The following is an 18,032-nucleotide window of genomic DNA, read 5'->3' on the forward strand; positions in this document are numbered from 1 at the left end:
ACTCTCCTCTATGGAGAGGAAGAAGGGTGTTGTTTTAATTCAACTGTTTAATTGCTTTGTTTTTTAGTAAAGATTTCATTTGAGTAATAGCGACTTTATTGAGTTCTCTAAGTCTTTCTGACGGTGTTATTCCTTGGCTTATAAGTAAGGCATTAATACTCTCCATATTACTTAAAACAACTAACTGTTCTAAAGAAGCATAATCTCGCACATTTCCTTTTTTATCAGGATTACTTTCTCTCCATTCTTTAGCCGTGAGTCCAAAAAGGGCTACATTCAGTAAATCGGCTTCGTCAGCATAAACAAAATTAGCTTGTTGTTTAGTAATTTCTTTTGGAATCAAATTGTCTCTAATGGCGTCAGTGTGAATGTGATAATTGATTTTAGATAAGGTTCGTTGTAAGTTCCATTCTAATTTTAACTGACTTGTTTCGTCTTCTTTTAAACGTTGAAACTCTTTGATAATATAGAGCTTGAATTCTATTGAAATCCACGAAGCAAACTCTAAAGCAATATCTTTATGGGCAAATGTTCCTCCATATCTTCCTGATTTGGATACAATGCCAATAGCATTGGTACTCTCTATCCATTTTTTAGGTGTCATTACAAAGCTATTTAGTCCAGCTTGTTTTCTAAACCCCTCGAATTCGAGGGGTTTAAAATTGGGATTGTAAATACTTTCCCAAAACCCCAATAGTTCAATCGTATTGCGATTTCTAAGCCAGTTTTGAATGATAGCATCTGTATGTTCAGCATCTTTATAGCGAGCTATATCAGTAAGAGAAATATAGTCGTTGTAATTAGTTTCATACCATACAATATCAAAACCTTGTACACTGATAGTTTTATTCTTTGCCATACCTCTTACTTCTTATCTGAAAGTAGCCATTGAGCGCGCAATATTTCGGCAACGTTTTTGGCGTTGGAAATACAACCGCGAGGGTTGAAAGGTGGGTTGCCGTCGTAGATGGCAGAAATGAGTCCAACACCGTGAGTGTTGATTTCTTCTTCAAAATTTTCTAAGAAGGCTTTGCCATCGGGGATGTAAGTATCGCCAAAGAGTTTGAGGTTTGCTTCTACATAGAACCCTACAAACCAAGGGTGTACTGAGCCGTTGAAAGTAGCTTTATCTCTCACAAATACATTGCCTACGCTCTCTCCTTCGTAACGCGGACTCTCGGGCGACAAGCTGCGCAAGCCTTTGGGAGTGAGCAACTCTTGAGTGATAATCGCTAACACTTTGCGTTGGCGTTTTTCGCTAAGTGGTGAATAATCAAGGGCGCAAGCCAATAGCTGATTAGGGCGCACTTCGGTGTTTTGGTGAGTGTTGTTAGCATAATCGGCTAAGTATTTTTCACTTTCAATCCAAAATATCTGATTGAAGCTCTCGGCAATAGTTTCGGGCATAGTACCCCATTCGGATAGGAAAGTTTTGTCCTTTGCATCTTTGGCTAATTCCAAAGCATAACATACGGCATTGTACCACAGAGCATTCACTTCCACTACATAGCCATTGCGGGGTACGATAGCTCCATAGTTACTTTCGGCGTTGAACCACGTAAGCGGACGGCTGAGGTCGTCGCTCCATATAAGTCCGTTGTCGTCCATACGCATTGTTTTGTGTTCACGACTTTTGAAGGCGTTGAGGATAGCTTTGAGGGTCTCGCCATACTCTTTCCAGATTTGTTTTTTGGTTCTTGTGGTTTCTTTTTCGTATTGTTGGAGTGTCCAGAAGAACCACAAGGAGGTGTCGGCATCAAACACAGGATTTACTATGTGGGTGCTGATGTCGCGAGCAAAGCGCCCGTTGTAGCAGTATTTGAGTGCTGATTGTAGCACCTCGTCGAATATTTTGGCGGTACTTCCTGAAAGAGCAATACCAGGGAGTGCTATAAAGGTGTCGCGGGTAGTGCTATCATACCAGTGATAACCTGCTTTGATACGTGTTTCGCCTGCTTTCTGAATGATAAACTGAGAGGCTGTGTATTGCAAGCATTCTTCAAACGAATTGCGGTCCGCGCGTTCTTTCAGATATTTAGTAAAATCCTTAGCGAGATTTTTAGATTTAGCTTCCTCTAAGCTGGCAGAGAAAACAATGCTCTCACCTTTTTTCAAACTCACCTCAAAAGCCCCAACACTCAACAAATCTTCTTGGAAATCGTAGCCGCGTTCTTTTTCTTTGGTGTAATAGATATTGTTATTCCAATAAGCAGCACCACCAAAATTAGCAGGTTTGCTGAGTTGCATATATAGGTAAGGGAACTCAGGGTATAATTTGGCACGTACGCCACCGTCTACTTCTTCTACTTGGGTATTGGCTACGGGGTTTTGCTTGCTAAGTGAATGGATATCACGGAATGCCAATAGCGGATTCAAGCGCAAGAGAGTAGCCGAATGAGCGTCCTCTAAAGTATAGCGAATGAGCACTTGCGGGGCGTTATGCATCATTAAAATTTCTTTTTTGAGTACTACCCCACCTACCTGATAGGTTACTGTAAAGGCTTTTTCATACGATATATCAACAATGTACTTATGCCCACGAGGTTCGTAGGTGCCCTCATATTTATGCACTCCAAAATTAAAATCGCGTCCGTGTTGTAGGATGGTTTCATCTAAGGAGGAAAGCATTACATAGTTTTTGCCTCTGAACTTTTCGATAGGCACAACAAGTAGCCCGTGGTACTTACGGGTATTACAGAATACGAGGGTAGAGGAGCAGTAACCTCCACCGCGGTTAGTACCGAGAAATTCTCTCGCGAGAGAATATTCAAGGTTAATAAGTTGGTCTTTTTTAAATGATAAATAACTCATATTTCAATTAACAATTTACGATTAATAATTAACAATTAGGTTGTAGTATAATACGCGTTATTATGTTTTAGAGTTAGTTAATGTTTTAAACTTTGACTAAGTTTATAGCTCATTATTTATTTCTTTCATACTCCCATCGGCCTAATTCTTTCCGCTTTTTTAATTGGTGTAAAGCTAATTTTTTTATTTCTACGTCTTTAGTCTGAGAAACTAATTGCTCTAAAGCTAAAAAACTTTCAGGTTGTGGCTGGGCACCTATAGCATAAATGATTTTTCTTACATAAGGGTATTTAAAATCTTCTGGCTCTAAATATTTAGGGACGTTCTCTATTGCTTTTAGTAAGATAGGAATGTTTTCTATATTATTGTTAAAAGTAGACTGAAAAGTACTTGCCATATTCTCGTGTTCAGAGTGAAAATCACATGACAAAAACTCTTGAAATAAAGCTTCATCTTCTTTATTACTCATACTATTGGGTAAATCCCAAAGAATAGCGCCAAAGTATTGATTGTATTCATTTTTGTTTATATAATCCTTAACACTCAATAATAAATATCTTAACTGTTCGTAATTAGCTTTAAAAGCAGTTTTTTCTATAAATTGTTCTCTATTGATTTTCCAATCACATAAATCTTTGATGAGTTGTTGGTTTTTTGAGCTTATGATTTCCATTTTCTTATTTTTTTTTGCTTACTTAAAGTTGTGAAAATATATAAGATATTAGGGCTCTTACCTTAAAAGCTGTTACTCACTTTAATTGATTAGATGGTAAATCAATGATTTCAAATCTTTCATCTGTTATCATTTTGATAATGCCTTTTTGTTCAAGAGTTGGTAGAAAAATTTTCATTACTTCTTTTCGAACTTCATTTTGAGAAAAATCACAAATAGACCATTCACTTCCAAAATTTCTATAGTATACCTCTATTTTGTGTATGAAATCATCAATAATTTCTTCCTTTTTAACAAGAACACTCTCTGATCGTAAATCTTCTTTTAAAGGTAGTTTTTCAGGGTGAAAAATAAAAATAGTATCATCATCATTTACTAAAGAGATATACCCTTTTTCCTGCCACTTCAATAAGGTGGGTAATACTTTGTTGTAATTATCTCTAAAGTGCCTATTTACCCCATCGATTAATGTCCAATTAATTACAGGGCTTATCAAGTAAATATGATCACGATAAATAGTATCTAATAATATACCTATAAGTTTTTTAAGTTTCATAATGTTTTTCTCAAAACGTGATGTGTTGTTTAAGCCATAACCTTTGTTAATTGTCATTTTTCAACACAAAGCCAATTCTCGCGGGTACATATAGTGACAACAAATTCTCCTTACCGGTGTACTGTGTGAAATGTTCTACGCTTTCATCGATGCGGTTATCACCTCCAAAGGCGGGGTTATCGGTATTGAGTACCGTGATATATTTGCCTGCTGGCACATCAAACTGATAATCGGTGTAGGAGGTGGTGGGGTTGAAACTGAAAACAAATAAGTACCCACTGCGTTCAAATACGAGTAATTGTCGCTCGATGTCGCGCACCAACACACGAGGTTCACGGTCGAGGAATTTGCTCTCGGCGGCAAAGTGTATCATCGCGCTATCAAAAGCGTTGAGGTATTTAAACTTCAAGTCGGGGTTATCAACTAAGCTCCATAGTCTGCGAGCGTGGGCATAGCTCCAGTTGTTGCCTTGGCGAGGGAAGTCAATCCACTCAGGGTGCCCCCATTCGTTACCCATAAAGGCGAGGTAACCGCCTCCTGCTGTTGCTAAAGTGATGAGGCGTATCATCTTGTGTAAAGCCATCGCGCGGTCTATAACTAGATTGTGGTCGAACACGCTCATTCCGGTATACACTTCCTTATCGGTAAGGCGGAAGAATATGGTTTTATCGCCTACAAGCGCTTGGTCGTGGCTTTCGGCATAGCTAATGGTGCGTTCTTCAGCGCGCTTGTTAGTCAGTTCGTAATAGATATCGCCTACGTGCCATTGTTCATCGGGGACTTCCTTGAGAAGTTTGATCCAATAATCGGGGATGCCCATACTCAACTTGTAGTCAAAGCCCATTCCCTGCTCGCTGATGGGGGAAGCAAGCCCTGGCAGTCCGCTCATTTCTTCGGCAATGGTGAGCGCTTCGGGGTAGAGCTCATGTATAAGTTGGTTAGCCATAGTGAGATACACCAAAGCGTCGTCGTCCTCATTGCCATCATAATAGAAGCTATAATCGGTAAAGGCTTTGCCCAGACCGTGATCGTAATAAATCATACTAGTAACCCCGTCAAAACGGAAACCGTCGAAGCGAAACTCTTCAAGCCAATATTTGCAGTTTGAGAGTAGGAAATTGAGCACTTGTGGCTTGCCATAGTCGAAACAACGGGAGTCCCAAGCAGGGTGTTTACCGCGCTCGCCACGGTGGAAGTAAAGATAGTCAGTGCCGTCAAAAAGGCTGAGACCTTCAGCCTCATTGCTCACCGAATGTGAATGTACAATATCAAGCAGTACGCGTATACCCAAGCCGTGGGCAGCATCGATGAGTTCTTTGAGTTCTTCAGGGGTGCCAAAGCGCGAACTTACCGCAAAGAAGTTAGCCACCTGATAGCCAAAAGAACCGTAGTAAGGGTGTTCTTGTATTGCCATCAGTTGGAGGGTGTTGTAACCTAAAACAGCAATGCGAGGTAGCACATAGAGGCGGAACTCTATAAAGGTACTCACGCGCTGGTGCTCAGTACTCATCCCGATATGTGCTTCGTAGATAAGCGGATGTGGAGCAGCTTTGGGGCGCGGGTGTTGCCAGTGGTAGGGATGATCGGGACACCACACTTGGGCGGAGAACACTTTGGTATAGTCGTCTTGCACAGCGCGGGTAGTATGTGAAGGGATACGTTCGCCGCTACCTCCTTCCCATTCCACGAGCAATTTGTAGAGCATTTCGTGGCGGAGGATATTAGCAGGGAGACGCAATTCCCAGTCTTGGTCGTTTAGTTTAGTAAAAGAATAGTGATTGTTTTTTTGCCAATCGTTGCTATCGCAAAGAAGAAAGATAGCTGTTGCATTTGGAGCCCACTCGCGTAGCACCCATTCTGTATTGTTACGGTGCAGACCGTAATAGAGGTGCGAATTACAAGCATCAGCAAGGCACTTAGCGTCCCCTTGCACTCTATGAAGTGTGTTTATAAAGTGCTGATGCCTTCCCTGAATGATAGGGAGGTATGGTAGCAAGAGTGGGTCGTTCATAATGTTTGGTGTTTGTGGCTACGGAAAAGTCGAATTCTCGGCTTTTGAGTAAGTCAATTAAATTCGCCGTAAAATTAATATATTTTTTTGAATACTACCAAATTTTCCCGAGAAAATTTTTTATAATTTTAAGTTTATACACTGTAAAGTGCGGTTTTTCAAGGAAAGAGCCTAAACGAAATGTTAATTATTATAGAGATTTATAGGAAATTTAATAGGTGTTTTTAGTGAAAAAGGATAGAAAATTCATAATTTTGAAGCGTAATAAAGTACATTTTTCCATTTGCTAATTTGTAAATTTCCTAATGATTTATTATTTTTGCGCTCAATAACATATAAAACCTAATAAATATGAATCCATTCTTCCTCTACATTATTTATGTGATTGCCATTTTTGCTTTGAAAATCTTTGTGGCGTACCTTTCATTCAAAATAGACAAAAAGAAAAAATATGCTTTTACAGATCTTTTTATATGGAAAGATGAGCTGTTTGATAGTGCTGTAGTCTCGTTAATTTTTATTCTTATGATGTTGTTTTTCAGTCATATAAAGTTTACAAATGCAATGGCTGTGATAGTGTTAGCACTCATCAATTCTTACTATTTTTTGATTGTACCTTTAAGGGCATTATTTCAAAAAAAGAAGTATTTAAAAAATGAAGAAATCGAGTCTTTTCTGCGTAATGAAGGCTACTCGTATCGCATACGCATCATTAAAGGAAAAATTGAAAATGCTTTTGCGACGGGAGTTTTTCCTTTTACCAAAACAATTCTCATAGGAGAACCTCTATGCGAAAAAATGACTGATAATGAACTAAAAGGGGTTGTTTTCCACGAAATAGGACATCTGAAATTAGGACATTTGTACAAAATGTTTTTCCTAAATATGGTAAGCTCTATTATCTTTGTTTTTATATATAGTTTTTCTGAAAATATTATTGAAAGTCAGCATTATAGAGATATAATTATGGAGCCTGTTATAGTAGCATTAGAGGGGCTTATCTATGGAGTTATTGCTTTTATACTTATCCCTTATTTTTTTCAACGCCGATTAGAATATCAAGCAGATGCATTTGCTGTGAGAAAAGTAGGAGCAGAGCAATACGTTCAAACACTTGAAAAACTCAATGAAATCACTGAGAACAAGATGATGAAAGGAAGTGTAACTCACCCCTCTCTAAAAAATAGAATTAAAAATGCCTATAATACTCGCTAATAATTAGCATCGCGCAATTGACCCATCTGCAAATTGCCAAATTTACTAATTTGCTAATTTGCTAATTTGCTAATTATCTCCTATCTTTGCCCGATTTTATATGGCAACAATAGATTTTAAACATCGACAATCGGCGCACTGTGAGAATGGTGTAGCCTCTAATTTGTTATATTTCAATGGCGTTCAGCTGAGTGAGCCTATGGTTTTTGGTATTGGCTCCGGACTCTTGTTCTTCTATTTTCCTTGGATAAAAGTAAATGAAGCTCCCGCTATTAGCTACCGCACTATGCCGGGGCATATTTTTAGTAAAGTAGCTAAACGATTAGGTTTTAAGGTGAAACGCCAAAAGTTTTCTTCTCCCGAAAAGGCACAACAAGCCCTCGACGACAATCTCGCAAAAGGTATCCCTACGGGTTTGCAAGTAGGGGTGTTCAACTTGCCTTATTTTCCCGATGAATACCGTTTTCATTTCAACGCGCATAACTTAGTAGTTTATGGCAAAGAGGACGGCAAGTACCTCATCAGCGATCCCGTGATTCCACACGTTACCACGCTTACCCCCGAAGAACTCACCAAAGTGCGCTTCCCCAGTGGAGTGTTGGCTCCTAAAGGACATTTGTATTACCCCACCCATCTGCCTAAAGAACTTTCATTAGAAAAGGCAATATGGAAGGGTATCAAGCAAACGTGCAGTACGATGCTCGCTCCCGTGCCGATAGTGGGGGTGGCAGGCATCAAGACAGTTAGCAAGGATATTCTGAAATGGTACCGCAAGAAAGGTGCAAAAACCACCAATCACTACCTCGCCCAGCTGATACGTATGCAGGAAGAAGTAGGTACAGGAGGGGCAGGGTTTAGGTTTATCTATGGCGCTTTCTTGCAAGAAGCCGGCAAACTCCTGAAAAACGATGCCTTATTAGAACTCTCTAAAGAAATTACCGACATAGGTGATGCGTGGCGCGACTTTGCAGTAGCCATAGCCCGCGTATACAAAAACCGCAGCACCCAAGCCGATGTCTATAACGCCCTCTCACAACAGTTGTACGCCATAGCCGTGAGAGAAGAAGCGTTTTTTAAGAAACTGAAACTTGTAAGTAAAAAATAAATCCTTACATTTGCAGAATTAATAATTTAAAAAACATCATAAAGATGAAAAAGCTGATTAACGTAACGTTTGCATTATTACTACTATGCTCAGCAGTTACCTTAGTCTCTTGTGGAAAAGATGATGATAAAGGGAGTGGTAAAGAGTGCCCAGAAGGCACTAGAGAACTCACTCAAAATGGAATTACTGCCAAAATAGATAAAGAACAATGGGGTGGAGATGGAGGTAACACGGTGTTGTATGTAAACTTGTTGTTGAAAAAATCCAATGCCAATTCTAAACCAAAAGGTAGAGTTTATATGCAAGCGAGAACCACCGATGGACAAGTTTTGCAACCTTGGAGCAATGGCGTCCAAGGACAAGGTGCAGAATTTGGTAATTATTGGATTGGAAATGATCACCACCTTCAATTTTCATTTCCTCTCCTCAACGGAAAAAAATTAAAGGCAAACTCTGTAACTATTTCAAAAATTGAGGTGGACTCAAATTAATCGAGGAGTGAAAAGATAAACGAAAGCTATAAGATGCTCCCAAAACTCCAATTTAAAAAACTACTGATTTATAAGAATGAACAAAATCAACCTTTTACTTTTATTAGGCGTTGTCGCTACAAGCTGGGCACAACAACAGCAAACCCTCCAAAAAGGGTGGAAATTTACCCGTGAGGACAAACCCGCCTTCTCACAAACGAACTACAACGATGCTAAATGGCAACGCGTAACCGTGCCTCACGATTGGGCTATCTATGGCCCTTTTGATATGGAAAACGATATCCAGCGCACGGCTATCAAGCAGGACGGACAAAAAGCAGCTATTGAACACACAGGACGTACGGGAGGGTTACCTTTTGTAGGTGTAGGTTGGTACCGCACGCAGTTCAACGTACCTGAACTTACGTCCGATAAGCAAGTGTTTGTACAGTTTGACGGAGCGATGAGTAACCCCGAAGTATTCGTAAACGGACAAAAAGCGGGTGAATGGCACAATGGCTACAACACTTTCTTCTTGGATATCACTCCTTACGTAAAAGCCAATAACAACACTTTGGCAGTGCGACTTAACAACCTTACCCAGATGTCTCGTTGGTATCCAGGGGCTGGTTTGTACCGCAATGTGCATATCATCACTAAAAACAAAACGCATATCCCTATTTGGGGCGTACAGATTACCACCCCCGAAATAACAAACAACTTCGCCAAAGTAGTAGTAAATACTGAGTTTGTAGCTGATAAAAAGACTTCTATTGCAGCAGAAACTGTTATTTTCAACAATCAAGGTGAAAGAGTAGCGTATGCTAATACCAAAGCAACTCCTTACACTACCGATAAGATTTCAGCAGAATTGTATATTGATAACCCTCGCTTGTGGGACATCGGCAAGCCGTACCTTTATAAAGCGGTTACCAAACTCTATGAAGGTGATACTGTAAAAGATGAGGTAACCACTACCTTTGGGGTGCGCTCTATCGAACTCAAACCTAACGATGGTCTATACCTCAACGGACGAAAAATCAAAATCCAAGGGGTGTGTATGCACCACGATTTAGGGGCGCTGGGTGCTGCGGTAAATGAGAGTGCCATACGCCGACAAATAAGCATTATGCAGGATATGGGCGTAAATGCTATCCGCACCTCTCATAATATGCCGGCGCCTGAATACGTCCGTTTAGCCGACGAGATGGGTATGCTATTGGCTGTAGAGAGCTTCGACGAATGGGCTATCCCCAAAGTGGAAAATGGTTATCACTTGTACTTCAAAGAATGGGCTGAAAAAGACCTTACCAACCTTGTAAAACACTACCGCAACAACCCTAGCGTGCTGATGTGGTTCATCGGGAATGAGGTGGAAGAGCAAAGCGTAGAAAGTGGCTCGCAAGTAGCGCGCTATTTGCAAGATATCATCAAAAAATACGATACTACCCGCCCCGTGAGCAATGGTATGGATAGACCCCACGATGTGCTTAAAAACAATATGGCAGCAACAATGCAGCTAATGGGATTCAATTACCGTCCGTTTAAGTACAAAGAGGCTTACCGCAAGTTGCCACAACAGCTTATTTTGGGTAGTGAAACCGCTTCAACGGTAAGTTCGCGTGGGGTGTATAAGTTCCCCGTAGAGCGCAAATCAATGGCTAAATACCCCGATATGCAATCGTCGTCTTATGACGTAGAACACTGCGGTTGGTCAAACTTGCCCGAAGACGACTGGATACATCAAGAGGATTTGCCTTATACCGTAGGCGAGTTCATTTGGACAGGCTTCGACTATCTTGGCGAACCTACTCCTTACTATGTAGAATGGCCTTCCCACAGTTCCTATTTTGGGGCAGTAGATTTGGCAGGCTTGCCTAAAGACCGCTTCTATCTCTATCGTTCACATTGGAATAAGGAAGCCGAAACCTTGCATATCCTCCCTCATTGGAATTGGGAAGGGCGCGAGGGTGAAGTAACTCCTATCTTCGTTTATACGAATTATCCTTCAGCCGAATTGTTTATCAATGGCAAGAGTCAAGGCAAACGCACTAAAGACCTTTCTATAAAATTAGAAGAGGAAGAAAAAGACGGTAATCCTTCAGATTTAGAACGTCAGAAGCGTTACCGCCTGATGTGGATGGATACTAAGTACGAACCTGGTACTGTGAAAGTAGTAGCCTATGATGACAATGGTAAGGCAGTAGCCGAAAAAGAAATCCATACTGCAGGCAAGCCTTATGCCTTGCGTCTCAGCACTGAATACAAAACAGAACTTACCCCTAATAGCAAAGAGCTCGCTTTCATCACCGTAGAAGCGGTAGATAAGGACGGCAATCTATGCCCTACTGTAAACGATTTAGTAACGTTTACCGTTAAAGGAGCAGGCTTTTATAAAGCAGCTGCCAATGGCGATGCTACTTGCACCGACCAATTCCACTTGCCTAAAATGCACCTCTTCAACGGAAAATTAGTGATGATGGTACAAGCAGGAGATAAATCAGGTATAATAAACATAGAGGCTAAGACTAAGAAATTGAAAGGGAAAATTGATATAATGGTAAGATAATCTCAGTACAACATATTTACTGATTGTTAATTATTAATTGTTAATTGAAAAATATGAAATCTCTATTTTTATCCATTAGTTTGCTGCTTGTCAGCATCTCATTTGCCCAAAAACTACTCCCTGAAAGAGATGTCCGTCAGCAAGTATTTGCAGGTGAGAAGTTTTTCAAACTCTACACTACCGATGAACCTCTTGACGGGGCTTACAAAGTAGTGATGAGCGGCGGTGCCTATTACGAAGCAACCTTTGTAGAGGGGCGCATCAATGGTGCTTACAAACGCTATAATGGTGAAGGTAAACTCACCGCCGAGGAACACTACAAGAATGGTAAAAACGACGGTACTTGGAAGTATTACAACGATAAAGGAAAACTCATATCCCTCAAAAATTACAAGGATGGAAAGCCTTGGGGCAAATGGCAACTCTGGGATGACGATGCCGAGTGGTTGCAGTCAGAATCTGATTACAAAGGCGAAAAAAATTACACCCTGTGCATATATTACGATAATGGCAAACTCTCTGAAGAACACACTTACAAAGAAGGTAAAGAAGATGGCTCTCAAAAGTATTACCAAAGAGAAGGCTATTTGTCAAAAGAACTTTTGAAAGAAAATGGTGAGCTCGTTCTGTATAAAACCTATCATTCCAATGGTAAGTTATATTCTGAAATGCCCTATAAGGATGGTAAGAAAAACGGAAAAAGCGTTATCTATTATCCTAATGGTAAAATCACCGAAGAAGGTACTTATAAAAACAACAGAAAAGAGGGTGTTTGGAAATACTATAACCAAGCCGGTCGACTCACCTCTGAAGAAACTTACGACCACGACAATATCGTAAAAACCGTTAATTACAACTAAAAATTCTAATCCCCCTAACCCCTAAATAAACTAATTTATTATATGAAACTCAAAAACGCAATCACACTCAGCGCCGTAGCTTTGGCTACAGCCTTCACTTCTGGTAACCTTTACGCTCAGAAGAAAAAAACAAAAACTAAAAAAGCACAAGAAGAGACCGTTATAGGTGTCCAAAGAGGCTCTAACTACGGTGACCCTAAAGATGTAAAAGCCGAAGCAGGTGCTTTTGCTATTGTGCCTCTAAAGTACAAATATTTCGATTTAGAAGAATATATCGATGAGGAAACAATGTTCATCCATTTCTCTAAACACTATGTCGCTTATTTGAACAACCTCAACAAGGCGGTAGCGGGTACCCCTCAAGCGCAAATGAGCATTGAGGAACTCCTTCGCACGCTTGATATGAACAATGCAACCTTGCGCAACAATGCCGGTGGTTACTACAATCACAATATGTATTTTGCAGGGATGTCACCCAGTGGTGGAAACCCTAAAGGAGCCTTAGCAGCCGCTATCGACCGCGATTTTGGTAGCTTTGAGAACTTCAAAAAAGCCTTTGCCGAAGCAGGAGCTAAACGTTTTGGTTCTGGTTGGGCTTGGTTAGTAGTCAATAACGGTAAATTGCAAGTCGTGAGCACTGCCAATCAAGATAACCCATTGATGCCAGGCTTAGGTGTATCAGGTATTCCTGTATTAGCAATGGATGTATGGGAACACGCTTATTACTTGAAATACCAAAACCGCCGCGGCGATTACATCAACAACTTTTTCAACGTAATCGATTGGGATGTAGCTGAACAACTCTATCAAAAAGCAATTGCCACTAAACCCTAAGGCAAGTCATCTAATCACTTTTGTCAAAGTTTTAATAGCTCGTCGTGCTACGACCTTTGCCAAAGTTGATTGTCTTGAAAATCAATCGCTTTATGTAGGGGCGTTTTGCAAACGCCCCTAACAAATATCAAATATATCTCACCAAAAAAGTCGCTTTTGCGGCTTGTCCCTTCCCTTCGGGAGGGGAACGGGGTAGGCATTTTAAAACAAGTTGCTGGATTAAATTTTTTTATTTAAAAATAAGTTGTACCTTTGTAGCATATTCTTTAAAACTTAATAGCAATGAATAAAGAACAATTTGAACAAATGAAAAATAGCAAGGGCTTTATTGCAGCTCTTGACCAAAGTGGAGGAAGTACCCCTAAAGCCCTCAAACTCTATGGGATAACTGAAGATCAATATAGCAACGAGGAACAAATGTTCGACCTCATTCATCAAATGCGCACCCGCATTATCAAAAGTCCCGCTTTTTCTCACAATAAAATTATAGGCGCTATCTTGTTTGAACAAACTATGGACAGACAAATCGATGGTAAATACACCGCCGATTATCTTTGGGATGAAAAACACGTAGTACCTTTCCTAAAAGTAGATAAAGGCTTAGAACCCCTCGATAGCGACGGAGTACAACTGATGAAACCCATTGACGGACTTGCAGAACTATTATCTCGCGCTAACGAACGACATATTTTTGGCACTAAAATGCGTTCAGTGGTTAAAAAGGCTTCTCCTAAAGGCATTGCAAGAGTAGTTCAGCAACAATTTGAGGTAGCTAAACAGATTATAGCCGCAGGATTGGTGCCTATCATAGAACCCGAAGTGGATATCAATATCCCCGATAAATCTCCTGCCGAGGCTATTTTACGCGACGAAGTTAGAAAACAGTTAGACGCCCTGCCTTCTACTGCCAATGTGATGCTCAAACTCTCTCTACCTACAATCAACAATTTGTACAAAGAGTTTACTCAGCATCCTCGTGTAGTGCGCGTGGTCGCTCTTTCAGGAGGATATCCACGCGAGAAAGCTAATGCCATTCTCGCCGAAAACAAAGGTGTAATTGCTAGTTTTTCTCGCGCCCTTACCGAAGGACTCTCTGCAACACAAACCGATGAACAGTTCAACAACGCTCTGGCTCATACCGTAGAAGGTATTTACGAAGCCTCTATTAAATAATAAAAAAGAACTAAAAATTTGTAACAAATGAAAGAAGCATTAGAACACGACCTCATTATCTTAGCTACTGAAATTCTCGCTAACGAAGGAGAGTGGAACCTTGCTCAACTGAACAAACAAGCGCACAAAATCACCGAGAAAATTACCATTCTCACTTTTGTGGAAAAATATTACCAAACACTTGGAGCTTCAGAAGATCGTATGTACCGAACTATGCGTAAGGTATCCGATTTTATTGATGATAATCGTCAAGAAGATCTTTTTGATATCGAAGTCGAAGCATCTGAAGTGCAACCTATCACTGCTCCTAAAACAGCCGCTAAAGAAACTCCAAAAGAGGAACCCGCTACCTTTGTGGCAATGGAACCAGCGCCTATTACAAAAGAAGAAAAAACTGCTCCTGCTGAAAAACCAACTCCTGCCGAAAAGCCAGTAGCCAAAAAAACTTTGAAAGAAGAGCAGTATCCAGAACCTCATTGGGCACTACCTGTAAATCGTTCAAAAACTGAAGAAGTTGCTGAACCTGTAGAAAAAGCAGAGATAGTAGAAAAACCTACCCCCGAAGAAGCGTCAGCAGTAACATTTGAAATTGAACAACCTGCCATTGAACAACCTGCTATTGAACAGCCTACCATTGAAAAACCTGAAATAGACGAGTCTGAACTTTCAAAATCTGCAATCAAACAGCTCGCTGATTTTATCCAGCAACCTGAGTATACCGATGAAGAACGCATTCTCAAACAAACACCTTCCTTAGAAGAGTTTATTTCTCAAAGCAAACATACAGTTTTCGATAAAAAAGATGCCGATGAAGAGGTAAAACCTGCACAGTCACTCAACGATAAATTTGGTAAAACGGCTCAAATAGGCTTGAATGATAAATTGGCTTTTGTACAAAAACTTTTCTTTGGTAGTGAAAGTGAGTACAACAAAGTAGTAAAACACATAGCCGACCTTCATTCTATGCAAGATGCTGTAGTTTATATCGAGCAAGAAGTAAAACCTACTTACAACTATTGGAAAGGTAAAGAAGAGTACGAACAACGCTTCCTTGACCTCGTTCTTAAACGTTTTGAAGTGTAATGAGCAAACTCTATTTGATTCCTACCCCTATTGGAAATTTAGAGGATATAACACTGCGTGCCCTTAGGCTACTCAAAGAGGTGGATATCATCTTAGCCGAAGATACTCGCACCAGCAGTAAGCTCCTCAAACACTACGATATTCACACCCCGATGCAAAGCTACCACCTGTTCAACGAACATAAGGTGGTAGATAGTTGGGTGCAGCGTATCAAAGGGGGAACAACCATCGCCCTCATCACCGATGCCGGTACGCCTGCCATCTCCGATCCCGGTTTCCTGCTCACTCGCGCTTGTATTGCCGAGGGAGTGGCTGTGGAATGCCTGCCAGGAGCTACAGCTTTTGTGCCTGCCTTAGTGAATAGCGGCTTGCCTAACGACCGATTTACTTTCGAAGGTTTTTTACCCGATAAAAAAGGTCGCCAAACCCGCCTCTCACAGCTTGCTACCGAAAACAAAACAATGATTTTCTACGTTTCCCCTCACAAGCTCCTCAAAACTCTCACCGATTTTATCACTACTTTCGGTGCTGATAGACCTGCGAGTCTCTCGCGTGAACTTACCAAACTTCACGAGGAAACCCAACGGGGTACCCTTCAAGAATTATTGGATTTTTATAAAGATAAAAATGTAAAAGGAGAAATAGTGATGATTGTTTCAGCTAACAAGTAATAGTATCGCTTTTGCATCAGTCCGATATAACAAAACATTGATTTATAGCTTTATATCATAGATATATTCACAAAATAATTCACCGTTAGGTGAAAATTCGTGAGATAATAAAAAATTAAAGACTTTTATGCACTTCTCATTTCGTGAAAATTCGTGTAATTCGTGGGAAATTTACAATGTTTTTCTGATTTCTATTGTCAAGAATTAAAGTTAGTTATTGAAATAGATGGTCATATTCACGATTTTAGATATGTAGAAGATAAAAATCCAAAAATATGGATTAACTTTCATTCGTTTTTTCAATAGAGGAATTAAAACGAGAAAATTTTATTAGATATTATTCAAAAAAATGCTTTTACTTTCTATAGAAACCTCAGGGCTTAATTGTTCTGTAGCCTTGTCAAAAGACAATCGTATTCTCGCTGAAAAGTCCGAGAATGCTGGAAAATTCACTCACTCTGAAAATTTACATCTCTTTATAGAAGCTGTGATGCAACAAGCCTCAATGCCCCTCTCAGCCTTAGATGCTATAGCAGTAAGTGCTGGTGCAGGTTCATATACCGGTTTGCGCATAGGGATTGCCACCGCTAAAGGTCTCTGTTTTGCCTTAGAGAAACCCCTTATAGCAATTCCTACCCTCCAAATCCTCGCTCATCAAGCCAAAGCCAATTGCATTATACCAATGCTCGATGCCCGCCGTATGGAAGTCTATAGTGCGGTATTTAATAGCCAATATGAGTTTGTAACCCCCACCGAAGCTAAAATCCTCGATGAACATAGTTATCAAGATGAATTAAACAAAGGCAAAGTAACTTTCTTAGGCGATGGCAGTAATAAATTTGCTGCGATTTGTAAGCACCCCAATGCTGTTTTTATCCCCGATGCCTTCCCTCAAGCCAAAGATATGCTCCCTTTTGCAATAGCAAAATACAACGCCCAAGATTTTGAAGATATAGCTTATTTTGAGCCTACCTACTTAAAATAGCCGTTTTTTGTTAAAATTGTTAATTATCATAGCTACAAATTTGCTAATTGGCGAATTATTTATACTTTTGTACCTTAAATGAAAGCAATTACACTTATCAAAGCTGCGCGACTCCGCACCTTGCCCCTTTCGGTAGCAGGTATTATCACCGGTAGTGCTTTGGCATATCGCAATGACCCTTCAGCTTTTAGCTGGCAAATATTCGCTTGGGCTTTGCTTACTACTATATTGTTTCAAGTGCTTTCTAATTTTGCTAACGACTATGGCGATGGCGTAAAAGGTACTGATAATGAACATCGTTTAGGTCCTCAACGCGCTTTGCAAAGCGGAGCGATAAGTCGCTCTCAGCTCAAGCGGGTAGTACTCATCACTGCAGGACTCTCTATACTTTCAGCATTAATACTTATCTACTTAGCTTTTGGTTCGGAAAACCTACTCTATTTAGCGATATTTTTTGTGTTAGGATTGTTGTGTGTAGCAGCAGCTATCAAATATACTGTAGGCAGTTCAGCTTATGGTTATCGCGGCTTAGGCGACCTTTTTGTGTTCGTATTCTTTGGATTGGTGAGTGTAGTAGGCAGTGAATTTCTTTACTCACAATCCCTCCAGTGGATTTCTTTCTTGCCTGCAATCTCTATAGGCTTACTAAGTGTAGCAGTGCTAAACCTCAACAATATGCGCGACTACGAGAACGACCAGCGTTCGGGCAAGCATACTTTGGTAGTGAAAATGGGAATTTCGCTCGCTAAGTACTACCACTACTATTTGATGGTCTTGGCAATGGTTGCCTTACTCAGTTTTTCGGTATTGCGCCTGCAAATGCGTTGGGAATTGCTTTATCTCATAGCATTCCTTCCATTGGTGGTACATTTGCTTTCAGTAAAGCGCAATAATGAACTTCAGCTTTTAGACAAAGAACTAAAAGTAGTCGCCTTGAGCACTTTTTTGCTCTCAATACTCTTTTTTATAGGAATATATATCAGTAAATAAACAAAATACACATACTTAAAAATTTA

At 40.2% G+C, this 18,032-nt stretch carries 17 protein-coding genes; 12 read left to right on the forward strand and 5 right to left on the reverse strand.

Features of this window, described 5'->3' with window-relative positions:
* Positions 1-34 precede the first annotated feature (34 nt).
* From CGC57_RS07770 to CGC57_RS07790, 5 genes are all read right to left on the reverse strand, one after another.
* Positions 35-859, reverse strand: a complete 825-nt coding sequence (locus tag CGC57_RS07770) for a KilA-N domain-containing protein (RefSeq protein ID WP_095898679.1) — start codon at positions 857-859, stop codon at positions 35-37.
* A 5-nt stretch (positions 860-864) separates the two neighbouring features.
* A complete protein-coding gene (locus CGC57_RS07775; protein ID WP_095898680.1) occupies positions 865-2,811 on the reverse strand; it encodes a glycogen debranching enzyme N-terminal domain-containing protein in 1,947 nt (648 codons plus the stop codon).
* 112 nt (positions 2,812-2,923) lie between these two features.
* A complete protein-coding gene (locus CGC57_RS07780) occupies positions 2,924-3,484 on the reverse strand; it encodes a hypothetical protein (protein ID WP_095898681.1) in 561 nt (186 codons plus the stop codon).
* Between the two features lie 76 nt (positions 3,485-3,560).
* Complete coding sequence (locus tag CGC57_RS13030) at positions 3,561-4,097, reverse strand: hypothetical protein (RefSeq protein ID WP_232747217.1); 537 nt, start codon at positions 4,095-4,097, stop codon at positions 3,561-3,563.
* Positions 4,087-6,051: an alpha-amylase family glycosyl hydrolase gene (locus CGC57_RS07790; RefSeq protein ID WP_095898682.1), complete on the reverse strand. Its 1,965-nt coding sequence runs from the start codon at positions 6,049-6,051 to the stop codon at positions 4,087-4,089. The genes CGC57_RS13030 and CGC57_RS07790 overlap by 11 nt, the downstream gene beginning before the upstream one ends.
* 351 nt (positions 6,052-6,402) lie before the next feature.
* Between CGC57_RS07790 and CGC57_RS07795 the strand changes: the two genes are divergently transcribed.
* The 12 genes from CGC57_RS07795 (at position 6,403) to menA (ending at position 18,006) form a co-directional block, all read left to right on the forward strand.
* Positions 6,403-7,266 (forward strand): M48 family metallopeptidase, encoded by an 864-nt coding sequence (locus CGC57_RS07795; RefSeq protein ID WP_095898683.1) that lies wholly within the window; start codon positions 6,403-6,405, stop codon positions 7,264-7,266.
* Positions 7,267-7,366: 100 nt separating this feature from the next.
* Positions 7,367-8,371: a BtrH-related acyltransferase DarH gene (darH, locus tag CGC57_RS07800; RefSeq protein ID WP_095898684.1), complete on the forward strand. Its 1,005-nt coding sequence runs from the start codon at positions 7,367-7,369 to the stop codon at positions 8,369-8,371.
* A gap of 44 nt (positions 8,372-8,415) precedes the next feature.
* The gene (locus tag CGC57_RS07805; RefSeq protein ID WP_095898685.1) at positions 8,416-8,862 is read left to right on the forward strand and encodes a hypothetical protein; all 447 of its coding nucleotides are present in this window, start codon (positions 8,416-8,418) and stop codon (positions 8,860-8,862) included.
* A gap of 76 nt (positions 8,863-8,938) precedes the next feature.
* Positions 8,939-11,410: a glycoside hydrolase family 2 TIM barrel-domain containing protein gene (locus tag CGC57_RS07810; protein ID WP_095898686.1), complete on the forward strand. Its 2,472-nt coding sequence runs from the start codon at positions 8,939-8,941 to the stop codon at positions 11,408-11,410.
* Positions 11,411-11,463: 53 nt separating this feature from the next.
* Positions 11,464-12,270, forward strand: a complete 807-nt coding sequence (locus CGC57_RS07815; protein ID WP_095898687.1) for a toxin-antitoxin system YwqK family antitoxin — start codon at positions 11,464-11,466, stop codon at positions 12,268-12,270.
* Positions 12,271-12,312: 42 nt separating this feature from the next.
* Positions 12,313-13,104 carry a superoxide dismutase gene (locus tag CGC57_RS07820; RefSeq protein ID WP_095898688.1) on the forward strand — a complete coding sequence of 264 codons (792 nt, stop codon included), beginning with the start codon at positions 12,313-12,315 and terminating at the stop codon, positions 13,102-13,104.
* Positions 13,105-13,386: 282 nt separating this feature from the next.
* Positions 13,387-14,277: a fructose bisphosphate aldolase gene (locus CGC57_RS07825; RefSeq protein ID WP_095898689.1), complete on the forward strand. Its 891-nt coding sequence runs from the start codon at positions 13,387-13,389 to the stop codon at positions 14,275-14,277.
* Positions 14,278-14,304: 27 nt separating this feature from the next.
* Positions 14,305-15,360, forward strand: coding sequence for a DUF8457 domain-containing protein (locus CGC57_RS07830; protein ID WP_095898690.1), 1,056 nt, complete (start codon positions 14,305-14,307; stop codon positions 15,358-15,360).
* Entirely contained in the window at positions 15,360-16,031 is a 672-nt protein-coding gene (rsmI, locus tag CGC57_RS07835; RefSeq protein WP_095898691.1) for a 16S rRNA (cytidine(1402)-2'-O)-methyltransferase, read from the forward strand. The genes CGC57_RS07830 and rsmI overlap by 1 nt, the downstream gene beginning before the upstream one ends.
* Before the next feature lie 162 nt (positions 16,032-16,193).
* A complete protein-coding gene (locus CGC57_RS07840) occupies positions 16,194-16,337 on the forward strand; it encodes a DUF559 domain-containing protein (RefSeq protein ID WP_081450876.1) in 144 nt (47 codons plus the stop codon).
* Between the two features lie 43 nt (positions 16,338-16,380).
* Positions 16,381-17,016: a tRNA (adenosine(37)-N6)-threonylcarbamoyltransferase complex dimerization subunit type 1 TsaB gene (gene tsaB / locus CGC57_RS07845; RefSeq protein ID WP_095898692.1), complete on the forward strand. Its 636-nt coding sequence runs from the start codon at positions 16,381-16,383 to the stop codon at positions 17,014-17,016.
* 78 nt (positions 17,017-17,094) lie between these two features.
* Positions 17,095-18,006, forward strand: coding sequence for a 1,4-dihydroxy-2-naphthoate octaprenyltransferase (gene menA / locus CGC57_RS07850; protein ID WP_095898693.1), 912 nt, complete (start codon positions 17,095-17,097; stop codon positions 18,004-18,006).
* Positions 18,007-18,032 lie beyond the last annotated feature (26 nt).

The organism is Capnocytophaga sputigena (genome assembly GCF_002302495.1).
Lineage (GTDB): Bacteria > Bacteroidota > Bacteroidia > Flavobacteriales > Flavobacteriaceae > Capnocytophaga > Capnocytophaga sputigena.